We start from the raw sequence: 20,609 nt of genomic DNA, 5'->3' as shown, positions 1-20,609 counted from the left end.
GGCGGGAATCCAGGGACGTTACGTGGCACGAGGCAACCAGGACGGAAGCATCGCGAGTGCGAGCAGCACCGCGCGTCCCCACCCTCACCTCAACCCCTCCGCCGGCGGGAGAAGGGCTAAAAGCGCGCCGCCCCCCGCTTGAGGTCATGCACCAGTTCGTGCAACCGAGACGATGACCGGACGAAGTACTTACGCGCGCAGCAGCGTAGCCGCGCGGGCCAGTGCCTCGATCGCGCCCCACTCCTCCGCCGCGACCAGGCGCGACGGTGTCAGCCACGAGCCGCCGACGCAGGCGACGTTGGGCGTGGCCAGGTAGTCGCGCGCGTTGTGCGCGCCGATGCCGCCGGTGGCGCAGAAGCGGATCTCCGGCAGCGGTCCGTGCAGCGAACGCAGCGCCGGGGCACCGCCTGCGGCTTCAGCCGGGAAGAACTTCTGGAAGATGAAGCCGTGCTCGGACAGCGTCATCGCCTCGCTGGCGGTGCCCGCGCCCGGCAGCCACGGCAGCGGCTGGTCCTTGGCGGCGGCGATCAGGTCCGGCGTGGAGCCCGGCGAGACGGCGAAGCGCGCGCCGGCCTGCTGCGCATCAAGCAGATCCTGCGGCTTGCGCACGGTGCCGACGCCGACGATCGCGCCGTCGACTTCGTTGGCGATGGCGCGCACCGCATCCAGCGCGGCGCGCGTGCGCAGCGTGATCTCGATGGCGGGAATGCCGCCGGCCACCAGCGCGCGCGCCAGCGACACGGCGTGTTTGGCGTCTTCGATCACCACCACCGGCATTACCGGCGCGACGTGCAGTACGGATTCGAGCAGGCCCATCTATGTTCTCCAGTTCTTGTCGATGGCGCGTGGCGCGCCTGGTTTCTCTCCCTCCCCTGCGTGCAGGGGAGGGTTGGGGAGGGGTACGAAGCCGCATCGTGGCGAGCTCGGCGCTGCCGCGCCTCACACCCCCTCCCAACCTCCCCCTGCGAGCAGGGGGAGGGGTCAAAAGCAGGTATCGGGGTTATCCAGGCGGATTGAAAATCCCGCCTCCCAGGTCCGCAGGGGCGGCCGCGTTGCGGAACACCGCGAACAGCTCGCGTCCCATGCCGAAGTGGCTGTGCGTCAGGTCCGCGGTCGCGTTCCCGCGCGACTCCCATTCGTCCTGCGGCACGTGCACTTCCAGTCGACCGGCACGCGCATCCACGCGCACCACGTCGCCGTCGCGCAGCTTCGCCAGCGGACCGCCGACTGCGGCTTCCGGGCTCACATGGATCGCCGCCGGCACCTGGCCCGACGCGCCCGACATGCGGCCATCGGTGACGAGCGCGACACGGTGCCCGCGCTTCTGCAGCACGCTCAATGTCGGCGTCAGCTGGTGGAGTTCGGGCATGCCGTTGGCATGCGGACCCTGGAAGCGCACCACCACGATCACGTCGCGGTCGAGTTCGCCGCGATCGAACGCGGCCTTGACCTGCGACTGGTCGGAGAAGATCCGCGCCGGCGCTTCCACCGTCCAGCGGTCTTCCGGCACCGCCGAGACCTTGATCGCCGCCGTGCCCAGCGGACCGTGCAGCACGCGCAGGCCACCATCGGCGCGGAACGGCTCGGCAACCGGACGCAAGACCGTGGGATCGCCACTGCGTCCGGTCGCCGGCACGTATTCGACCTGTTGCTCCGGCGCCAGTCGCGCCTCGACGCGATAGCGGTCCAGGCCCGGGCCGGCGATGGTTTCCACGTCGCCGTGCAGCAGGCCCGCATCGAGCAGTTCGCCGATCAAAAAGCCCAGGCCGCCCGCGGCGTGGAAGTGGTTCACGTCGGGGCTGCCGTTGGGATACACGCGTGCCAGCAGCGGCACGACGGACGACAGCGCGTCGAAGTCTTCCAACCGCAGTTCGATGCCCGCGGCCGCGGCGATGGCGATGAGGTGCAGCAGGTGATTGGTGGAACCGCCGGTCGCATGCAGGCCGACCACGCCGTTGACGATGGCGCGCTCGTCGATGATGCGGCCGACCGGCCGGTAATCGTCGCCCAGCGCGGTGATCTGCGCGGCGCGGCGTGCGGCCTGCGCGGTGAGCGCGTCACGCAGCGGGTTGTCCGGATTGACGAAGCTGGAGCCCGGCAGGTGCAGGCCCATCAGTTCCATCAGCATCTGGTTGGAATTGGCGGTGCCGTAGAACGTGCACGTGCCCGGGCCGTGATAACTCTGCGCTTCGGCTTCCAGCAGTTCCTCGCGCGTGGCTTCGCCGACGGCGTAACGCTGGCGCACGCGCGACTTCTCGTCGTTCGGCAGGCTCGAGGTCATCGGCCCGGCGGGTACGAAGATCGCCGGCAGATGGCCGAAGCTCAGCGCGCCGATCAGCAGCCCCGGGACGATCTTGTCGCACACGCCCAGGTACAGCGCGGCGTCGAACATGTCGTGCGACAGCGACACCGCGGTGGACAGCGCGATGACCTCGCGCGAGAACAGCGACAGCTCCATGCCCGCGCGGCCCTGCGTGACGCCATCGCACATGGCGGGCACGCCACCGGCGACCTGCGCCGTGGCGCCGACGCTGCGCGCGGCGTTCTTGATCAGGAACGGGAAGCGCTCCAGCGGCTGATGCGCCGAGAGCATGTCGTTGTAAGCGTTGACGATGGCGAGGTTGGGCGACACGCCGCCACGCAGCGCGGCCTTGTCGGTGCCGCACGCGGCGAAGCCGTGGGCGAGATTGCCGCACGACAGCGTCGCGCGGTGCGGGCCGCGGCCGCATGCGGCCTCGATGCGCGCCAGGTAGGCGGCGCGGCGGTCGGCGCTGCGCTTGCGAATGCGCTCGGTGACTTCGGCGATGACGGGATGGACAGACGTGTTCACGGATTACTCGCAACGGCCGACATCGGCCGGTTTCCAAATGTTCCCCCTTTGAAAAGCGGGGTCAGGGGGGATTCGCTCTTGCGCAAAACGTGAAGCAATCCCCCGCACTTGCTTCGCAAGTGCTCGCCCCCTTTTAAAAGGGGGCAAAGCGCTATGGGCTCCAGTACAGCATCGGCACCACGGGCGCGCCGGACAGCACCGAACGGATCGGCAACGTCGAACGCGGATCGCGCGCGGCGTTGTCGAGCACCTCGCGCTTCTTCGCACCTTCGATGTGCAGGTACAGCGAGGGCGCGGTGAAAATTGCGCTCAGTGTCAGCGTCATGCGCGGCTCCGGCGCGCTCGCGCTTCGTATCGCCAGCACCGGCGCCCGACCGCTGGGCTGCAGGCCGATATCGCGTCGCGCGAGGTCCGGGAACAGCGATGCGACGTGTCCGTCCTCGCCCATGCCCAGCACCACCACGTCCAGCGGCAAGGCTTCGTGCGCCACCTGCGTGAGCACCGGCAGCAGCGCCGACTCCGGCGTGGGCGTCGGGCGTCGCAGCGGCAGCAGTTGCGCCTGCCCGGCCGCGCCCTGGAACAGCGTCTCGCGCAGCAGTCGTTCGTTGGAGCGCGGATGGTCCGGCGGAACCCAGCGATCGTCGACCGGCACCACCGTCACGTGCACCCAGTCCAGCGTCTGCTTCGACAGTTCGATGAGGAACGCACGCGGCGTGCTGCCGCCCGATACGGCCAGGCGCGCGCGGCCGCGGCGTGCGATCGCACCGCGCAGATCGGCGGCGACGGCTTTCGCCAGTGCCACGGCCAACTGCGACTTGTCGTCGAACAGCTGCTCGCGCATCGGCAGAGGATCCGGTGTCAGCACGGTCAGTCGCTCCGCCAGTGCGCTCTTAGCCTGCGTCCTCATGCCACGTCCTTCCATCGCGTTCGATCAGGGCCACGGCCGAGCTGGGTCCCCAGCTGCCCGCGGTGTAGGGTTTCGGCGCCTCGGCGCTGGCCTGCCATGCGGCCAGGATCGGATCGATCCACGCCCACGCCGCTTCGACTTCGTCGCGACGCATGAACAGCATCGGGTTGCCGCGCACCACGTCCATCAGCAGGCGCTCGTACGCTTCCGGCTGACGACCGCCGAAGGTCTCGGCGAAGCTCAGGTCCATCGGCACGCGGCGCAGGCGCAAGCCGCCCGGGCCGGGAATCTTGTTGACGATCCACAGCTTCACGCCTTCGTCGGGCTGCAGGCGGATCACCAGCTGGTTCTGCGCGACCGGCTCGTCGCCGAAGATCGAATGCGGCACCTTGCGGAAGGTCAGCACGATCTCCGACATGCGCTCGGACAGCCGCTTGCCGGTGCGCAGGTAGAACGGCACGCCGGCCCAGCGCCAGTTGCTGACCTCGGCCTTCAGCGCGACGAAGGTCTCCGTGCGCGAATCGTTGCTGCCCAGTTCTTCGAGATAACCCGGCACCGGCCTCCCTTCGACCGCGCCGGCGCGGTACTGGCCGCGCACGGTGAGGTGGGAGGTGGCGCCGTTGGCGATGGGCTTGAGCGAGTGCAGCACCTTCAGCTTCTCGTCGCGGATCGCGTCGGCCGACAGCGAGCTGGGCGGTTCCATCGCGACCAGGCACAACAGCTGCAGCATGTGGTTCTGCACCATGTCGCGCAGCGCGCCGGACTTGTCGTAGTAGCTGGCGCGGCGCTCCAGGCCGACGGTCTCGGCCACGGTGATCTGCACGTGGTCGATGTGCTCGGCGCGCCACAGCGGCTCGAACAGCGCGTTGCCGAAGCGCAGCGCGGTGAGGTTCTGCACCGTTTCCTTACCGAGGTAATGATCGATGCGGTAGATCTGCGATTCGGCGAACACCTGGCCCAGCGCATCGTTGATCGCCGCGGCGCTGGCGCTGTCGTGGCCGATGGGCTTTTCCACCACCACGCGGGTGTTGGCGCCGGTGAGTCCGTGCGCCTGCAGCCGTGCGCCCACGCTGCCGAACAGGTCCGGCCCGACCGCGAGGTAGAACACGCGCACGCGCGATTCGTCGTTGAGTTCGGACGCCAGTTCGGCCCAGCCGCCTTCGGCCTGCAGGTCGATGCGTCGGTACGAGAGCAACTGCAGGAACGGCTCCAGCGCGGTCGGCGCACGCAGGTCGAAGGACAGGTGCTTCTGCAGCGCCTCGCGCACGCGCTCGCGGTAGGCCTCGTCGCTCTGCGAGTCGCGGGCCAGGCCGAAGATGCGGGTACCGGCCACGATCTGGCCGTCGACATAGCGGTGGAACAGCGCCGGCAGCAGCTTGCGCAGGGCCAGGTCCCCCGTGCCGCCGAAGATGATCAGGTCGAAAGGCGCCATGGGCGCGATGGAGGCGGTCACGGATCGCTCCGGAGGGAAGGGGTTTTCAAGACCACAGGCATACCAGTGAAGATACCAGTCGGATACCACTGGTGCAAATGGTGCGCAGGGCGGCGCGCGGCGGCGCCTCGGACGCCCGGGCGAACCGGGCGTTCCCCGCAATTTCAATCACTTGAGGTTACGGTCGTGCGAAATCCCAGGCCCGAGCCGGCCGGAACCGGGGCTTTTAGACTTTCGTCGCATCCCGGGCGAGGCCAGGCGGTCGCCTGGGGCGTCGAATACGTTGCCGCAACTGGTATCTGACTGGTATTCTCATCCGATGCAGGACTATCTGGTCAACGAATTTCGTCGCCAGTCGGACGCGCGCCGCGCCCCGGCCTACCAGCACCTGCGCCGCACCCTGCAGCACGCCATCGAGAACGGCGAACTGACGCCGGGCCAGGCGCTGCCCAGCGAGCGCGAACTGACCAAGCTGCTCGACCTGTCCCGCGTCACCGTGCGCAAGGCCATCTCCGGCCTCGTCGCCGACGGGCTGCTGATGCAGCGGCAGGGCTCGGGCACGTTCGTGTCCGAGCGCATCGTCAAGTCGTTCTCCAAGCTCACCAGCTTCACCGACGACCTGCGCGCACGCGGCCTGGATCCGAAGTCGCGCTTCATCGAGCGCGGCATCGGCGAGGTCACGCCCGACGAGGCGATGGCGCTGAACCTGTCGCCCGGCGCGCAGGTGGTGCGCTACTACCGCCTGCGCATCGCCGACGACATCGCGCTGGCGATCGAGCGCACGGTGGTGCCGCAGTCGGTGCTGGCCGATCCGGCACTGGTCGAGAACTCGCTGTACGAAGCCTTCCAGCAACTGGGCCTGCGGCCGACGCGCGCGTTGCAACGGCTGCGCGCGATCGCCTTCGATGCCGAGCAGGCGCGCCTGATGAACCTGCCCGAGGGCAGTCCCGGGCTGTTCATCGAGCGCCGCACCTTCCTCGACGACGGCCGCATCGTCGAATACACCCGCTCGTTCTATCGCGGCGACGCGTACGACTTCGTCGCCGAGCTGCAAAGCGAATGAGTTCTCCCCTCCCCTGTGTGCAGGGGAGGAGACCAAAACCTTCTACCCGAGACCGCCATGACCGATTCCACCGCGACGAAGATGCACGCCGAGGCGCACGAGGCGGCCGAGGCCGTCGCGCGCCAGTTCGCAGCCAACGCCCCGATCATCGATGCGCTGGTGACGCGCCTGAAGGCCGCGCCGCCGCGCTTCATCGTGACCTGTGCGCGCGGCAGCTCGGACCACGCCGCCACCTACGGCAAGTACCTGTTCGAAACGACGCTGGGGCTGGTCACGGCGTCGGCCTCGCCCTCGGTGGGCTCGGTGTATGCCGTGCAGCCGCAACTCGAAGGCGCGCTGTTCGTGGCGATCTCGCAATCGGGCAAGAGCCCGGACCTGGTGCGCAACGCCGAGATCGCCAAGGCCGCCGGAGCGGTGGTCGTGGCGCTGGTCAACGTCGAGGACTCGCCGCTGGCGCAGCTGGCCGACACCGTAATCCCGCTGCGCGCCGGGCCGGAAAAGAGCGTGGCCGCCACCAAGAGCTACCTGTGCTCGCTGGCCGCGCTGCTGCAGCTGACCGCACGCTGGAGCGGCGACGCCGCGCTGCTGCGCGCACTCGACGCGCTGCCCGATGCGCTGCGCGCTGCGTGGGCGCAGGACTGGACGCCGCTGGTCGAGGGCCTGAAGGACGCGCACAACCTGTTCGTGGTCGGTCGCGGCCTGGGCCTGGGCGCGGCGCAGGAAGCGGCGCTGAAGTTCAAGGAAACCTGCGGCCTGCACGCCGAGGCGTTCTCCTCGGCCGAGGTGAAGCACGGCCCGATGGCGATCGTCGGCCCGGGCTTCCCGGTGCTGGCCTTCGCACAGGACGACGACACCGGCAGCGGCACCGCAGCGGTCGCCGAGGAATTCCGCCACCGCGGCGCGCCGGTGTGGCTGGCGTATCCGGGCGCCGTAGCCGGCCCCGGCACGCTGCCGATGCCGGCTGCGCCGCATCCTGCCTGCACGCCGCTGCTGGCGGTGCAGAGCTTCTACAAGGCGGTGAATGCGCTCGCCATTGCGCGTGGGCATAACCCGGACGTGCCGCCGCATCTGAACAAGGTCACCGAGACGGTCTGATGAGGCGAATCCCCCCTGCCCCCCTTTTCCAAAGGGGGGGAATTCACCGGCTTCGGTGCGCGCAGGCTGCGGCCCTGCCGCGAACGGCTCCGATTAGGTCGCTCGATGGCGGACTGGCATTCGCGCGCGAAACTGCACCCGTCGCTGTTCCCCCCTTTGGAAAAGGGGGGCAGGGGGGATTCGCTCCATGACCATGACCACCACCTTCACCAATGGCCGCGTCCTCACCGACAACGGCTTCGAATCCGACGTCAGCGTGGTCGTGGAAGACGGCCATATCGTCGCGGTGTTGCCGGGACCGGCGTCGAAGAACGCCGAAACGATCGACCTGGGCGGCCGCTATCTGGTCCCGGGCTTCATCGACACGCAGGTCAACGGCGGTGGCGACGTGCTGTTCAACGACGAGCCCACCGTCGATGGCCTGCGCCGCATCGCGGCGGCGCATCGCAAGTACGGCACCACCGGAATGCTGCCGACGCTGATCAGCGACGACGTCGCGGTGATGTGCCGCGCCATCGCCGCCACCGACGAGGCGATTGCGCAGGACGTGCCGGGCATTCTCGGCATCCATCTGGAGGGTCCGTACCTCAACGCCGCGCGCAAGGGCGTGCACGACCCCGCCAAGTTCCACACGCCCGACGCCGCCGAACTGACCCTCGTCTCGGCGCTGCGCAACGGGCGCACGCTGCTGACGCTGGCACCGGAACGTTTCGACACGGCGACGCTGCAGGCGCTGGCCGCGCGCGGCGTGATCCTGGCCGCCGGCCACACCGCGGCGACGTACGAACAGCTGCGCGACGGCTTTGCCGCCGGAATCACCGGCGTTACCCATCTGTTCAACGCGATGACGCCGATGAACTCGCGCGAGCCCGGAGCCGTCGGCGCGGCGCTGGAAAATGCCGAGGCCTGGTGCGGCCTCATCGTCGATGGCTACCACGTGCACGACGCCACGCTGCGCGTGGCCATCGCCGCCCGCCCGCGCGGGAAGATGATGCTGGTCACCGACGCCATGCCGCCGGTCGGCGGCGAGCGCGAGTCGTTCGAACTGTATGGCGTGCCGATGATCTGCCGCGACGGCCAGTGCACCACCGCCGACGGCACGCTGGCCGGCTCGGCGCTCGACATGGCCAGCGCGGTGCGCAACACGGTGCGTCGGCTCGGCCTGCCGCTGGACGAAGCCTGCCGCATGGCATCGCAGTATCCGGCGCAGTTCATCGGCCTGGGCGGGGAACTGGGCCGCATCGCGCCGGGGTATCGCGCGGACCTGGTGGTGCTGGACGACGACCTGCAGGTGCAGGGAACGTGGATCGGCGGCAAGGCCGATTGATGTAGGGCGGGTTTCAACCCGCCTTTTCGCGGTGCTCGGATGCAAACCGGCGGGTTGAAACCCCCCTACGGCGCGCTCGCTTTCGTGTAGGAGCCAGCTTGCTGGCGACCAGTGCAGCCGACCCCAACACACAACGTGTCGCGGGCAAGCTCGCTCCTACGGACGCTCGGCCTACCCGCCTGAACAGCCCGCGTCACTCCCCGACACTCTCCGGCACCCCGCCTCCCGGCCGAACCGGGACCGACTGCTACAATTCCGGGTCTTTGCCCGGTACTTTCGACCTCGCGGCCGCCGGCCGTGAGGCTTGATGCCGGGCGTTCCGCAGCCACCCACGCGGCCCCCGCCGCGCCGGAGCCACGCATGACCAGCACCGCCGAACTCAGCTCGCCGTCCTCGGCGAACACCGCGCTCACCAACTCGGTGCTCGACACCGACTACTCGCTGGAACACAAGTACAGCCGCGAGAAGGGCCGCATCTACCTGTCCGGCGTGCAGGCGCTGGTGCGGTTGCCGCTGATGCAGCGGCTGCGCGACGAGGCCGCCGGCCTGAACACCGCCGGCTTCATTTCCGGCTACCGCGGCTCGCCGCTGGGCGGGTTCGACCTGGAGCTGTGGCGCGCGCGCAAGTTCCTCGAGAACGCCGGTGTGAAGTTCACCCCGGGCCTCAACGAAGACCTGGGCGCGACCATGGTCTGGGGCACGCAGCAGACCAACCTGTTCCCGGGCGCCAAGGTCCAGGGCGTGTACGGCATGTGGTACGGCAAGGGCCCGGGCGTGGACCGCACCGGCGACGTGTTCAAGCACGCCAATGCCGCCGGCACCTCGCAGTACGGCGGCGTGCTCGCGCTGGCGGCCGACGACCATGCCTGCCGTTCCTCGACGCTGCCGCACGGTTCGGAAGACGAATTCGTCAGCGCGATGATGCCCATCCTCAACCCGGCCGGCGTGCAGGACATCCTCGACATGGGCCTGGTGGGCTGGGCGATGTCGCGCTACACGGGGCGCTGGGTCGGCTTCAAGACCATCGCCGAGACGGTGGAATCGTCCGCGTCCGTCGACGTCGATCCGATGGCCACGCGCATCGTGCTGCCGGAAGACTTCGAGATGCCGGAAGGCGGACTCAACATCCGCTGGCCGGATCCGCCGATGAACCAGGAAATGCGCCTGCACAAGTACGCGGTGAACGCCGCGCAGGCGTTCGCGCGCGCCAACTGCATCGACCGCGTGGTGATCGATTCGCCGCGCGCACGCCTGGGCATCGTCACCACCGGCAAGTCGTACCTGGACGTGTTGCAGGCGCTGGAATACCTGGGCCTGGACGAGCAGGCCTGCGCGGACCTGGGCATCCGCGTCTACAAGGTCGGCATGACCTGGCCGCTGGAGCCCGTCGGCATCACCCGTTTCGCGCAGGGCCTGGAAGACATCGTCGTCGTCGAGGAAAAGCGCGCCTTCATCGAGCGCCAGATGAAGGAGTACATGTACAACTGGAGCGGCCAGCGCCCGTCGATCGTCGGCAAGTACGACGAGAACGGCGAGTGGATCCTGCCCTCCACCGGCGAACTCACGCCCGCGACCATCGCCGGCGTGATCGGCCGCCGCATCCAGCGCTTCTTCAATTCCGAGCACATCGAGAACGTACTGCGCTGGATGGCCGAGAAGGAATCCGAACTCGCCCTGCCGCGCGCGCAGTTCCCGCGCGTGCCGCACTACTGCTCGGGTTGCCCGCACAACACCTCCACCGTGGTGCCGGAAGGTTCACGCGCACTGGGCGGCATCGGCTGCCACTACATGGTCACGTGGATGGACCGCAGCACCGACACCTTCACCCACATGGGCGGTGAAGGCGTCACGTGGTCGGGGCAGGCGCCGTTCACCGAGACGCCGCACGTGTTCCAGAACCTCGGCGATGGCACGTACTTCCACAGCGGTTCGCTGGCGATCCGCCAGTCGATCGCCGCCGGCGTCAACATCACCTACAAGATCCTCTACAACGACGCCGTCGCGATGACCGGCGGCCAGCCCGTGGACGGCACGCTGTCGGTGCCGCAGATCGCGCACCAGGTGCGCAGCGAGGGCGTGCAGACGATCGTCGTGCTGTCGGACGACATCGCCAAGTGGAGCAAGCGCGAGATCTTCCCCGAAGGCGTCGAGTTCTTTGACCGCAAGGAGCTGGACACCATCCAGAAGCGCCTGCGCGAAACGCCCGGCACCACGGTCCTCATCTACGACCAGACCTGCGCCACCGAGAAACGTCGTCGCCGCAAGCGCGGCAAGATGGTCGATCCGCAAAAGCGGGTGATGGTCAATTCGCTGGTGTGCGAAGGCTGCGGCGACTGCGGCAAGAAGTCGTTCTGCGTATCGGTGCTGCCGAAGGAAACCGAGTTCGGCCGCAAGCGCGAGATCGACCAGTCCAACTGCAACAAAGACTACAGTTGCGTCAACGGCTTCTGCCCGAGCTTCGTCACGGTGGAAGGCGGCGGCCTGCGCAAGAAGAAGGGTTCTTCGGCCAAGGATCGCCTCGCCGATCTTCCAATGCCGAAGGTCGCCAGCGACCTGTCGCAGCCCTGGAACATCCTGATCACCGGCGTCGGCGGCACCGGCGTGGTGACGATCGGCGCATTGCTGGGCATGGCCGGCCACCTGGAAGGCAAGGGCGCCACGGTGCTCGACCAGACCGGCCTGGCGCAGAAGGGCGGCGCCGTCACCACGCACATCCGCATCGCGCGTACGCCGGCAGACATCCACGCAGTGCGCATCGCCGCGGGCGAGGCCGACCTGGTGCTGGGCTGCGACATGGTGGTCGTCAACGACTACTGGGCGCTGTCGAAGGTGCGCGCCGGGCGCTCCAACGTCGTGCTCAACAGCTACGAGGCGATGCCGGGCACGTTCACCACGCGCCCGGACATGCAGTTCCCGGCGGCCGACATCATCGCGGCCGTGCGCGTGGCCCTGGGCGGCAAGGACCCGCACGTCGTCGATGCGACGCAGCTCGCCACCGCGCTGATGGGCGACGCCATCGCCACCAACCTCTTCATCCTCGGCTACGCCTGGCAGCAGGGCCTGGTGCCGCTGTCGATGGAGTCGCTGATGCGCGCCATCGAACTCAACGGCGCCGCCATCGAGATGAACAAGACCGCGTTCGCCTGGGGCCGCCTGGCGGTGGTCGATCCCAACGCCGTGATGGAAGCGGCCGGCCTGATCCGCAACGCGCCGACCGCGGCCGAAGCCACGCCGGGCGCGTTGCCGATGCTGTCGCCGGGCGCGTGGGAAGGCAACGAATGGGGCGCGACGTCCGCGCCGCGCAGCACGCGTCGCGAGGACGAACTGCGCCACGTGCCCGTGCACGGCGGCGATACCGTCGCATTCCTGCCGCTGGACGACGAGCGCCTGTCGCGCTCGCTGGACGAACTGGTCGAGCGCCGCGTGAAGTTCCTTACCGATTACCAGAACGCAGCCTACGCCAAGCGTTACAGCGATTTCGTCGCGAAGGTGCATGCCGCCGAACGCAACGTCGCCGGCACCACCGACCTCACCGAGGCCGTGGCGCGTTACGCGTTCAAGTTGATGGCGTACAAGGACGAGTACGAGGTCGCGCGCCTGTACACCAGCGGCGAGTTCCAGCGGAAGCTCGAACAGCAGTTCGATGGCGACTACAAACTCAAGTTCCACCTCGCCCCGCCGCTGCTGGCGAAGAAGGACGCGCAAGGCCGCCTGATCAAGCAGGAATTCGGTCCGTGGGTGTTCACCGCGTTCAAGTGGATGGCGAAGCTGCGCTTCCTGCGCGGCGGCGCGTTCGACATCTTCGGCAAGACCGAGGAGCGCAAGATGGAGCGCCAGCTGATCGAGGATTACTTCCGCACAATCGAAGGCCTGCTCGGCAAGCTCGATCGCGGCAACGTCGATCTTGCCGCCGAGATCGCGAGCATTCCGGAGCACATCCGTGGCTACGGCCACGTGAAGGAAGACCACCTGCACAAGGCCAAGGCCCGCGAAGCCGAACTGCTGAAGGAATGGGACAACCCGCTGCGCATCGTGAAGGTGGCGTAAGACGCGATACCGGTGCGCCCTGCATCGGATACGCAAAAAGCCCCGCTTCGGCGGGGCTTTTTTGTGCGTGTTGCGCGGTTCGTTCGTGCCGAGCGCAGCGAAGTCGAGGGATGAGCGGGCCCGTAATCCCCTGCGCGCCCTACCGCCCCGGCCCCACATCGATGAACTGCAGGAACTCCGCGCGCGTGCGCGCGTCCTCGCGGAAGCTGCCGAGCATCTTGGAGGTGATCATGCTCACGCCGCGCTTGTGCACGCCGCGCGTGGTCATGCATTCGTGCGCGCCTTCGATCACCACGCCCACGCCGCGCGGGTGCAGCACATCCTGGATCACCTGGGCGATCTGCGCGGTCATCTTTTCCTGCACCTGCAGGCGGCGCGCGTAGGTCTCCACCACGCGGGCGAGCTTGCTGATGCCCACCACCTTGCCGTCGGGCAGGTAGCCCACGTGGGCCTTGCCGATGATCGGAGCCATGTGGTGCTCGCAATGGCTTTCGAATTCGATATCGCGCAGCACGATCATCTCGTCGTAGCCCTCGACTTCCTCGAACGTGCGCTTGAGGTAGTCGGCCGGGTCCTCGCCGTAGCCGCTGAACCAGTCCTGGTACGCCTTGGCCACGCGCTTGGGCGTGTCGAGCAGGCCTTCGCGCAGCGGGTCGTCGCCGGCCCAGCGCAGCAGGGTGCGCACGGCGGCTTCGGCCTGTTCGCGGGTGGGCTTGTCGTCGTGGGCCATGGCGCGGGCCTCGAAGTGGGGGACGGGAATGCTACTCCACCGGGCGCGGCGGCGAAAAAGACGCCGCGGGGCGGGATTCACTCCCCGCGGCGTGAAAGGCGGTGGGCCACCGCCTGACGGAATGGAACCGAAGCGCCGACGGCGACACGCGTGAGGGAGGGGAGCACGTGTCGCCGCCGGCGTCGGCAGGGGAGCGGTAAAGCGTCAGCGCGAGGCGACCTTCTCGCGCAGCGGCACGCGCGTGGGCCAGCCGCCGGCCATCGCCTTGTACAGCGCGACGGCCGAACTGGCACTGCGCGTGCGCGCATCGGCAAAGGCTTCCTGGGCGTTGAGCTGCGTGCGCTCGGCATCCAGCACTTCGAACAGGTCGGCCGCGCCGGCTTCGTAACGCACGCGCGCCAGGCGCGCGGCGGTGGCGCTGTCGGTGGCGGCCTGTTCCAGGTGCTGGTCCTCGACGCGGGCACGCGCATAGCGCACCAGTGCGTTCTCGGTGTCCTCCAGCGCCAGCAGCACGGACTGCTGGTAACGCGCCAGTTCGCCCTCGGCGTCTGCATCCGCGGCGGCGATGCGTGCGCGCACGCGGCCGATGTCGAGGAACGACCAGTCGATGCCCAGGAACGCCAGACGCGTTTCGCTGTCGCGTTCGAACAGCGCGCTGGTGTCCACCGCCTGGCTGCCGATCAGACCGCCCAGAGTGAAGCGCGGGAACAGGTCGGCGGTGGCCACGCCGATGCGCGCGGTGGCCGCATGCAGTCGATGCTCGGCGGCGATCACGTCGGGGCGCTGGCGCAGCAGTTCGCCCGGCGTACCCGGGTCGAGCCTGGCCGACAAAGCCGGCAGCGGCTGCACCGGCGTGAGGTCGGCGATCAGCGCGTCGGGTGTCTGCCCGGTCAGCACCGCCAGGCGATGCATGGTGACCGCCACCTGCGCCTCCAGCGCGGGCACGCGGGCCAACGTGGCTTCGAGCTGCGCGCGGGCGCGCGAGGTGTCGAACTCGGTGCCGCGGCCGGCGTCGAAACGCGCCTGCACCAAGCGCAGCGTCTCGCGCTGGTTCTCGGAGTTGTCGCGTGCCACGCGCAGGCGTTCCTGCAGGCCGCGCAGTTCGACGTAGCTGCGCGCCACCTCGCCGACGATGGCCACCTGCAGCGCGTCCAGGTCGGACGCCGTGGCCCAGGCCTCGGCGCGCTGCGATTCGACGTTGCGGCGCACGCGGCCGAACAGGTCGAGCTCCCAGCTCACGTCGGCCTGCGCGCTGTAGCTTTCGACGTCGCGATCCGCGCGGCTCACGCCGGGGCTCTGGTCGGCGCTGAAGCGCTGCTCGCCGCCGCTGGCGCTGGCGGTGACCGTTGGATAGCGATCCAGCTTGGCGTTGCGCAGCAGCGCATTGGCGCGGTCGTAGCTGGCCAGGGCGATGCGCAGGTCGTGGTTGGCGGTCAGTGCTTCCTCGACCAGCCGCGTCAGCAGTGGATCGTTGAAACTGCGCCAGAACTCGGCGTCGGCCTGCGGCGTGGCGGCTTCAGTCGTGTCCGCAGCAGCGGTGCCGTTTGCGGCCACCACCGGTGCTTCGTCGCGCGCGAACGTCGCCGGCGTCGACACCGTCGGACGCACGTAGTCGGGACCGACGGCGCAGGCGGCCAGCAGGGCCGCCGCAACGCCGAGGGTGAGGGTGCGGATCACCATGGCAGGGTTTCTCCCAGATGGAAGTAGCCGCCGGTCGGGCCGTCGGCATCGAGCAGCGCCATCGACACGCTGGTCTTGGCGCCGGTGGGAATGTCGATCTCGCCTTCGCCGGCGTTCATGTCGGTCTTCACGTAGCCCGGATGCACGGCGTTGACCTTGATCGGCGTGCCGCGCAGTTCGTAGGCCAGGTGCACCGTCCACGAGTTCACCGCGCTCTTGGACGCGTTGTAGGCGGGGATGCCCTTGAACTCGTAGATCGGCGAGGCGGGATCGCTGTGCGCGCCCAGCGAGCCGAGCACGCTGGATACGTTGACGATGCGCGCGGCCGGCGCGCTGTGCAGCAGCGGCAGGAAGGCCTGCGTGGTGGCGACCACGCCGAACAGGTTGGTCTCGAACGTTTCGCGCCACGCCTGCAGCGGCTGCAGCGACGGCTTCGTCTGGCGCTTGTCCTCGGCGACGATGCCGGCGTTGTTGACCAGGATGTCGAGCCGGCCGTGGCGGCGCGCGACTTCCTGCACGGCCGCCTGGATGCTGGCCGTGTCGGTCACGTCCAGCGCGATGGCCTCGACGGGCAGGCCTTCGCCCTGCAACTTGAGCGCGGCCTCGACCGCGCGGCTGCGGTCGCGTCCGGCCAGCAGCGTGTGCACGCCGGCCTGCGCGAGCTGGCGCACGGTCTCCAGGCCGATGCCGCGCGTGGCGCCGGTGACCAGCGCGACCTTGGAACCGTTGGTGGGGGAAATGGACATCGGTTGCTCCAAAAATCAGGAACGAGTGGAGAGAAACGAGGAACGAGTGGAGGAGTCGGCGAGTGCTTTCACTCGTTTTCCGCTCCTGCGCACTCGTTCCCCGCTCGATCAGGCTTCGGTCGTCGCGGCGTGGCCCGCGTGCGAGGTCACCGTGGACGTGCCATGGCTCACCAGCGGGCGGTTGGCCAGCTTGCGCAGCGCGACGTAGAACACCGGCGTCAGGAACAGGCCGAACAGGGTCACGCCGATCATTCCGGAGAACACGGTGATACCCGTGGCCTGGCGCACTTCGGCGCCCGCGCCGTGCGAGATCACCAGCGGCACCGTGCCGGCGATGAACGCGATGGAGGTCATCACGATCGGACGCAGACGCAGGCGGCAGGCTTCAAGCGCGGCTTCGACGATGCCCTTGCCCTGCATTTCCAGCTCGCGGGCGAATTCGACGATCAGGATCGCGTTCTTGCACGCCAGGCCCATCAGCACCACCAGACCCACCTGCACGAACACGTTGTTGTCGCCGGTCAGCCACACGCCCAGCAGTGCGGACAACATGCACATCGGCACGATCAGGATCACCGCCAGCGGCAGCGTCCAGCTTTCGTACAGCGCGGCCAGCACCAGGAAGGCCAGCAGCACGGCCAGCGGGAAGATGATCAGCGCCGCCTTGCCCTGGGTCGCCTGCTGGTAGCTCAGGTCGGTCCACTCGATTTCCATGCCGTTGGGCAGGACCTGCTGCGCGAGCTCCTCGATCTTCTCCATCGCCTGCGCCGACGACAGCACGCGCGGGTCGGCTTCGCCGAGGATGTCGGCGGCCGGGTAGCCGTTGTAGCGGATCACCGGGTCGGGGCCGTAGGTCTGGGTGACCTTCACCATCGAACCGATCGGCACCATCTCGCCGTTCTCGTTGCGGGTGCGCAGGTTGGCGATGTCCTCGACGCTGTCGCGGTACGGACCGTCGGCCTGCGCGATGACCTGCCAGGTGCGTCCGAACAGGTTGAAGTCGTTGACGTAGGCCGAACCCAGGTAGGTCTGCAGCGTGTCGAACAGCTCCGTCAGCGGCACGCCCTGCGCCTTGGCCTTCACGCGGTCGACCTCGGCATCGAGCTGCGGCACGTTGGCCTGGTAGCTGGAGTTGATGAAACCCAGCCCCGGCGTCTGCGCACCCGCACCCTGGAAGGATTGCACCGCGCTCTGCAGCGCGCCGTAGCCCAGGTTGCCGCGGTCCTCGATGAACGCCGAGTAGCCCGAACCCGTGCCAAGGCCGTCGATCGGCGGCGGCAGCAGCGAGAAGGCGAAACCTTCCTGGATCGCGGAAATCTTGGCGCTCAGTTCGGCGTTGATCTCCGTTGCGCTGCGGCGTTCGCCGAAGGGCTTGAGGTTGATGAAGGTGACGCCGTAGTTGGGCGTGTTGATGAACTGCAGCGGATTGAAGCCGGGGAACGCGACGTCGTTCTGCACGCCGTCGATGTTCATCGCGATCTCGCCGATCTTCTTCAGCGCCGCGTCCGTGCGCTCGATCGAGGAACCCTCGGGCATCTTGATGCCGGCGATCAGGTACGACTTGTCCTGCGTCGGGATGAAGCCGCGCGGCACCACCTGGAACATCAGGCCGGTGGCCAGCAGCAACGCCGCGTAGACCACGAACACCGCGCCACGCTTGCCCAGCGCCTTGGACACGCCGCGCTGGTAACGCTCCGAACTGGTGTTGAAGAAGCGGTTGAACGGGCGGAACACCCAGCCGAAGAGACGTTCGATCAGGCGCGACAGGCCATCCTTGGGCGCGTCGTGCGGCTTGAGCAGGCGGGCGGCCAGGGCCGGCGACAGGGTCAGCGAGTTGATCGCCGAGATCACCGTCGAGATGGCGATGGTCACCGCGAACTGCTTGTAGAACTGGCCGGTCACGCCCGACAGGAACGCCATCGGCACGAACACCGCGCACAGCACCAGCGCGATCGCGATGATCGGCCCGGACACTTCCTTCATCGCCAGGTGCGCCGCTTCGAGCGGCGTTGCGCCGTCCTCGATGTGGCGCTCGACGTTCTCCACCACGACGATGGCGTCGTCCACCACGATGCCGATGGCCAGCACCAGCCCGAACAGCGTCAGCGTGTTGATCGAGAAGCCCAGCAGGTACAGCGCGGCGAAGGTGCCCACCACCGACACCGGCACGGCGATCAGCGGGATGATCGAGGCGCGCCAGGTCTGCAGGAACAGGATCACCACCAGCACCACCAGCAGCGTGGCTTCCAGCAGCGTCGTGATCACCGACTTGATGGAGTCGCGCACGAACATGGTGGTGTCGTAGATCGACTTGTACTCGATGCCCGGCGGGAAGCGCTTGGACATCTCGTCCATGCGACGGATCACCTCGTCGCGGATCTGCAGCGCGTTCGCGCCAGGCGCCTGGAAGATGCCGATGGCCGCGGCGTTCTGGCCGTCCAGCCGTGCGCGCATGCTGTAGTCGCCCGCGGCCAGTTCGACTCGCGCGACGTCGGACAGGCGCACCACTTCACCACCCTCGCCCGTCTTGAGCACGATGCCGCCGAACTCCTCGGTCGTGGCCAGGCGGCCACGCGCGTTGATCAGCGTCAGCGATTCGCTGCCGTTGGGCATGGGCTCGGCGCCGAGCTGGCCCGCGGAGACCTGGATGTTCTGCTCGCGTACGGCGCGCAGCACGTCGCTGGCAGTCATGCCGCGCGCGGCGACCTTGTCCGGATCCAGCCAGATGCGCATGGCGTAGTCGCCGCCACCGAAGGCCTGGGCATCGCCCACGCCCGGGATGCTGGCGAGCTGGTCCTTCACGTGCAGGCGCAGGTAGTTGCGCAGGTAGAGCGTGTCGTACTTGCCGCTGGGCGAGGTCAGGTGCACCACCATCAGGAACACCGGCGACTGCTTCTGCGTGGTCACGCCCTGTCGCCGCACGTCCTCGGGCAGTCGTGCCAGCGCCTGGCTGACGCGGTTCTGCACCCGCACGGTGGCCTCGTCGGCGTCCACCTCCGGATTGAAGGTCACGGTGGTGGTCAGCACGCCGTCGGAGCTGGCGACCGACTTCATGTACATCAGGCCTTCCACGCCGCGGATGGATTCCTCCAGCGGCGTGGCGACGGTCTCGGCGATGACCTTGGGGTTGGCGCCCGGATACACGGTACGCACCACCACCGAGGGCGGCACCACTTCGGGGTATTCGCCGATCGGCAGCAGCGGGATCGAGATCAGGCCGGCGGCGAAGATCACGATCGACAACACCGCGGCGAAGATCGGCCTGTCGATGAAGAACTTTGAAAAGTCCATGAGGGTTCCTTGCGCGGCACGAAGCCGCAACGGTCCTGGGCGATGCGGTGGCGCATCGCCGGTTGGTTCTGCTTTTGGCCCCCTCCCCTGCTTGCAGGGGAGGGTTGGGGAGGGGTGAAGCGGCGTCGCTGCCGTCCATGGCAAAACGTCATGGTCTCCGGTGAGTCCTGCCCGGCCATCCATGGCCGGTCGTTCGGCAGTGCCGCGTAAACGACCTGCCTCACCCCTCCCAACCTCCCCCTGCAAGCAGGGGGAGGGGTCAGATCACTTCGACGCCTACTTCATCGCCACCTTGGCGTCCGGCTGCGGTGCAGGCGCGCCCATCGCGATCTGCTTGGGCGAGACCGGCATGCCCGGGAAGAACACCTTCTGCACGCCGTGCACGATCACCTTGTCGGTCGGCGCCAGGCCGGAGTTCACGACGCGCAGGCCGTCGACGACCGGGCCCAGCACCACGTCCTTGCGCGTGGCGGCGTTCTTCTCGCCCAGCACGTAGACGTACTTGCGGTCCTGGTCGGTCAGCACGGCCTTGTCGTCCACCAGCATCGCCTTGAACTTGCCGCTGCCCTGCAGCTGCACGCGGGCGAACAGGCCCGGGGTGAAGATGCGGTCCGGGTTGCGCAGCACGGCGCGCGCGCGGATGGTGCCGGTGCTCGGATCGACCTGGTTGTCGACGAAGTCGACCGTGCCCTCGTGCGGATAGCCCTGCTCGCTGGCCAGGCCCACGCGCACCGGGTTCTGCGTCGAGGCGCGCTCGCCCTTGCGGGCCAGCTCCTGATAACGCAGGAAGCTCTGTTCGTCGCTTTCGAAGTAGACGAACACCGGATCCTGCGAGACCACGGTGGTCAGCAGTGTCGAGTCGGCCTGGGCGAGGTTGCCCTCGGTGACCAGCGCGCGTCCGGCGCGGCCGTCGATGGGCGAGCGCACGGTGGTGAACTGCAGGTCCAGGCGCGCGTTCTCCAGTGCCGCTTCGGCGGCACGCACGGCGGCATCGCCCTGCGTGCTGGCGGCACGGCGGGTCTCGAACTCCTCGCGCGAGATCGCCTTGGCTTCCACCAGCGTCTGCGCGCGCTTGTCCTGCATCTGCGCCAGGCGGGCTTCTGCGCGGGCGCGTTCGAGGTCGGCCTCGGCCTGGGCCAGGCGCGCGCGGTACGGACGCGGGTCGATGACGAAGAGCAGGTCGCCCTTCTTCACTTCCTGGCCTTCCTTGTACGCCACCTGCTGGACGTAGCCGGACACGCGCGGACGCAGTTCGACCGTCTCGATCGCGGTGACGCGACCGGTGAACTCGTCCCAACGGCTGACTTCCTTGCTGAGGACCTGCGCCACGCTGACTTCCGGCGGCGGCGGCATGCCGGCGCCGGGCTCGGCCTGGCTGCTGCACGCGGTGGCGATGGCCGCCATCAGCAGACCGGTCGCCAGGGCGAGGAATGGAATTCCGGTTCCGGACCGGGCTAAAGC

Annotated in this window: 13 protein-coding genes; 4 read left to right on the top strand and 9 right to left on the bottom strand. The window is 68.5% G+C overall.

Annotation, left to right across the window (positions count from 1 at the left end; genetic code table 11):
* Positions 1-189: 189 nt before the first annotated feature.
* The 4 genes from eda to zwf form a co-directional block, all read right to left on the bottom strand.
* Positions 190-816 carry a bifunctional 4-hydroxy-2-oxoglutarate aldolase/2-dehydro-3-deoxy-phosphogluconate aldolase gene (gene eda / locus VFE83_RS02555; protein WP_324903304.1) on the bottom strand — a complete coding sequence of 209 codons (627 nt, stop codon included), beginning with the start codon at positions 814-816 and terminating at the stop codon, positions 190-192.
* Between the two features lie 184 nt (positions 817-1,000).
* Positions 1,001-2,830 (bottom strand): phosphogluconate dehydratase, encoded by a 1,830-nt coding sequence (gene edd / locus VFE83_RS02550; protein WP_324903303.1) that lies wholly within the window; start codon positions 2,828-2,830, stop codon positions 1,001-1,003.
* 151 nt (positions 2,831-2,981) lie between these two features.
* The gene (pgl, locus tag VFE83_RS02545) at positions 2,982-3,737 is read right to left on the bottom strand and encodes a 6-phosphogluconolactonase (RefSeq protein ID WP_324903302.1); all 756 of its coding nucleotides are present in this window, start codon (positions 3,735-3,737) and stop codon (positions 2,982-2,984) included.
* Positions 3,721-5,169: a glucose-6-phosphate dehydrogenase gene (zwf, locus tag VFE83_RS02540; protein ID WP_324903359.1), complete on the bottom strand. Its 1,449-nt coding sequence runs from the start codon at positions 5,167-5,169 to the stop codon at positions 3,721-3,723. Before zwf ends, pgl begins: the two co-directional genes overlap by 17 nt.
* A 319-nt stretch (positions 5,170-5,488) precedes the next feature.
* Between zwf and VFE83_RS02535 the strand changes: the two genes are divergently transcribed.
* The 4 genes from VFE83_RS02535 (at position 5,489) to VFE83_RS02520 (ending at position 12,701) form a co-directional block, all read left to right on the top strand.
* Positions 5,489-6,232, top strand: a complete 744-nt coding sequence (locus tag VFE83_RS02535) for a GntR family transcriptional regulator (protein ID WP_324903301.1) — start codon at positions 5,489-5,491, stop codon at positions 6,230-6,232.
* A gap of 57 nt (positions 6,233-6,289) precedes the next feature.
* Entirely contained in the window at positions 6,290-7,327 is a 1,038-nt protein-coding gene (locus VFE83_RS02530) for an SIS domain-containing protein (RefSeq protein ID WP_324903300.1), read from the top strand.
* Between the two features lie 193 nt (positions 7,328-7,520).
* Entirely contained in the window at positions 7,521-8,654 is a 1,134-nt protein-coding gene (gene nagA / locus VFE83_RS02525; protein WP_324903358.1) for an N-acetylglucosamine-6-phosphate deacetylase, read from the top strand.
* 360 nt (positions 8,655-9,014) lie between these two features.
* Positions 9,015-12,701, top strand: a complete 3,687-nt coding sequence (locus VFE83_RS02520) for an indolepyruvate ferredoxin oxidoreductase family protein (protein WP_324903299.1) — start codon at positions 9,015-9,017, stop codon at positions 12,699-12,701.
* A 139-nt stretch (positions 12,702-12,840) separates the two neighbouring features.
* Here the strand turns inward: VFE83_RS02520 and folE are convergent, their stop codons facing one another.
* The 5 genes from folE to VFE83_RS02495 form a co-directional block, all read right to left on the bottom strand.
* Positions 12,841-13,431: a GTP cyclohydrolase I FolE gene (folE, locus tag VFE83_RS02515; protein ID WP_324903298.1), complete on the bottom strand. Its 591-nt coding sequence runs from the start codon at positions 13,429-13,431 to the stop codon at positions 12,841-12,843.
* Between the two features lie 204 nt (positions 13,432-13,635).
* Positions 13,636-15,111 carry an efflux transporter outer membrane subunit gene (locus VFE83_RS02510; protein WP_324903297.1) on the bottom strand — a complete coding sequence of 492 codons (1,476 nt, stop codon included), beginning with the start codon at positions 15,109-15,111 and terminating at the stop codon, positions 13,636-13,638.
* A complete protein-coding gene (locus VFE83_RS02505; protein WP_324903296.1) occupies positions 15,105-15,857 on the bottom strand; it encodes an SDR family oxidoreductase in 753 nt (250 codons plus the stop codon). The genes VFE83_RS02510 and VFE83_RS02505 overlap by 7 nt, the downstream gene beginning before the upstream one ends.
* Positions 15,858-15,965: 108 nt before the next feature.
* Positions 15,966-19,148: a multidrug efflux RND transporter permease subunit gene (locus VFE83_RS02500; RefSeq protein WP_324903295.1), complete on the bottom strand. Its 3,183-nt coding sequence runs from the start codon at positions 19,146-19,148 to the stop codon at positions 15,966-15,968.
* A 276-nt stretch (positions 19,149-19,424) separates the two neighbouring features.
* Positions 19,425-20,552, bottom strand: a complete 1,128-nt coding sequence (locus tag VFE83_RS02495; RefSeq protein WP_324903357.1) for an efflux RND transporter periplasmic adaptor subunit — start codon at positions 20,550-20,552, stop codon at positions 19,425-19,427.
* Between the last annotated feature and the right edge of the window lie 57 nt (positions 20,553-20,609).

The organism is Lysobacter sp., assembly GCF_035655815.1.
Lineage (GTDB): Bacteria > Pseudomonadota > Gammaproteobacteria > Xanthomonadales > Xanthomonadaceae > Lysobacter_J.
Note: the sequence above shows the minus strand (reverse complement) of the source record. Positions and strands in the feature narration are given on the sequence as shown.

Excerpts from the sequence above, each read along its gene's own strand:
- VFE83_RS02510 (WP_324903297.1), bottom strand. The coding sequence starts at position 15,111 with ATGGTGATCCGCACCCTCACCCTCGGCGTTGCGGCGGCCCTGCTGGCC.
- pgl (WP_324903302.1), bottom strand. The coding sequence starts at position 3,737 with ATGAGGACGCAGGCTAAGAGCGCACTGGCGGAGCGACTGACCGTGCTG.
- VFE83_RS02505 (WP_324903296.1), bottom strand. The coding sequence starts at position 15,857 with ATGTCCATTTCCCCCACCAACGGTTCCAAGGTCGCGCTGGTCACCGGC.
- VFE83_RS02530 (WP_324903300.1), top strand. The coding sequence starts at position 6,290 with ATGACCGATTCCACCGCGACGAAGATGCACGCCGAGGCGCACGAGGCG.
- zwf (WP_324903359.1), bottom strand. The coding sequence starts at position 5,169 with ATGGCGCCTTTCGACCTGATCATCTTCGGCGGCACGGGGGACCTGGCC.
- VFE83_RS02535 (WP_324903301.1), top strand. The coding sequence starts at position 5,489 with ATGCAGGACTATCTGGTCAACGAATTTCGTCGCCAGTCGGACGCGCGC.
- eda (WP_324903304.1), bottom strand. The coding sequence starts at position 816 with ATGGGCCTGCTCGAATCCGTACTGCACGTCGCGCCGGTAATGCCGGTG.
- nagA (WP_324903358.1), top strand. The coding sequence starts at position 7,521 with ATGACCACCACCTTCACCAATGGCCGCGTCCTCACCGACAACGGCTTC.
- folE (WP_324903298.1), bottom strand. The coding sequence starts at position 13,431 with ATGGCCCACGACGACAAGCCCACCCGCGAACAGGCCGAAGCCGCCGTG.
- VFE83_RS02500 (WP_324903295.1), bottom strand. The coding sequence starts at position 19,148 with ATGGACTTTTCAAAGTTCTTCATCGACAGGCCGATCTTCGCCGCGGTG.
- VFE83_RS02520 (WP_324903299.1), top strand. The coding sequence starts at position 9,015 with ATGACCAGCACCGCCGAACTCAGCTCGCCGTCCTCGGCGAACACCGCG.
- VFE83_RS02495 (WP_324903357.1), bottom strand. The coding sequence starts at position 20,552 with ATGGCGGCCATCGCCACCGCGTGCAGCAGCCAGGCCGAGCCCGGCGCC.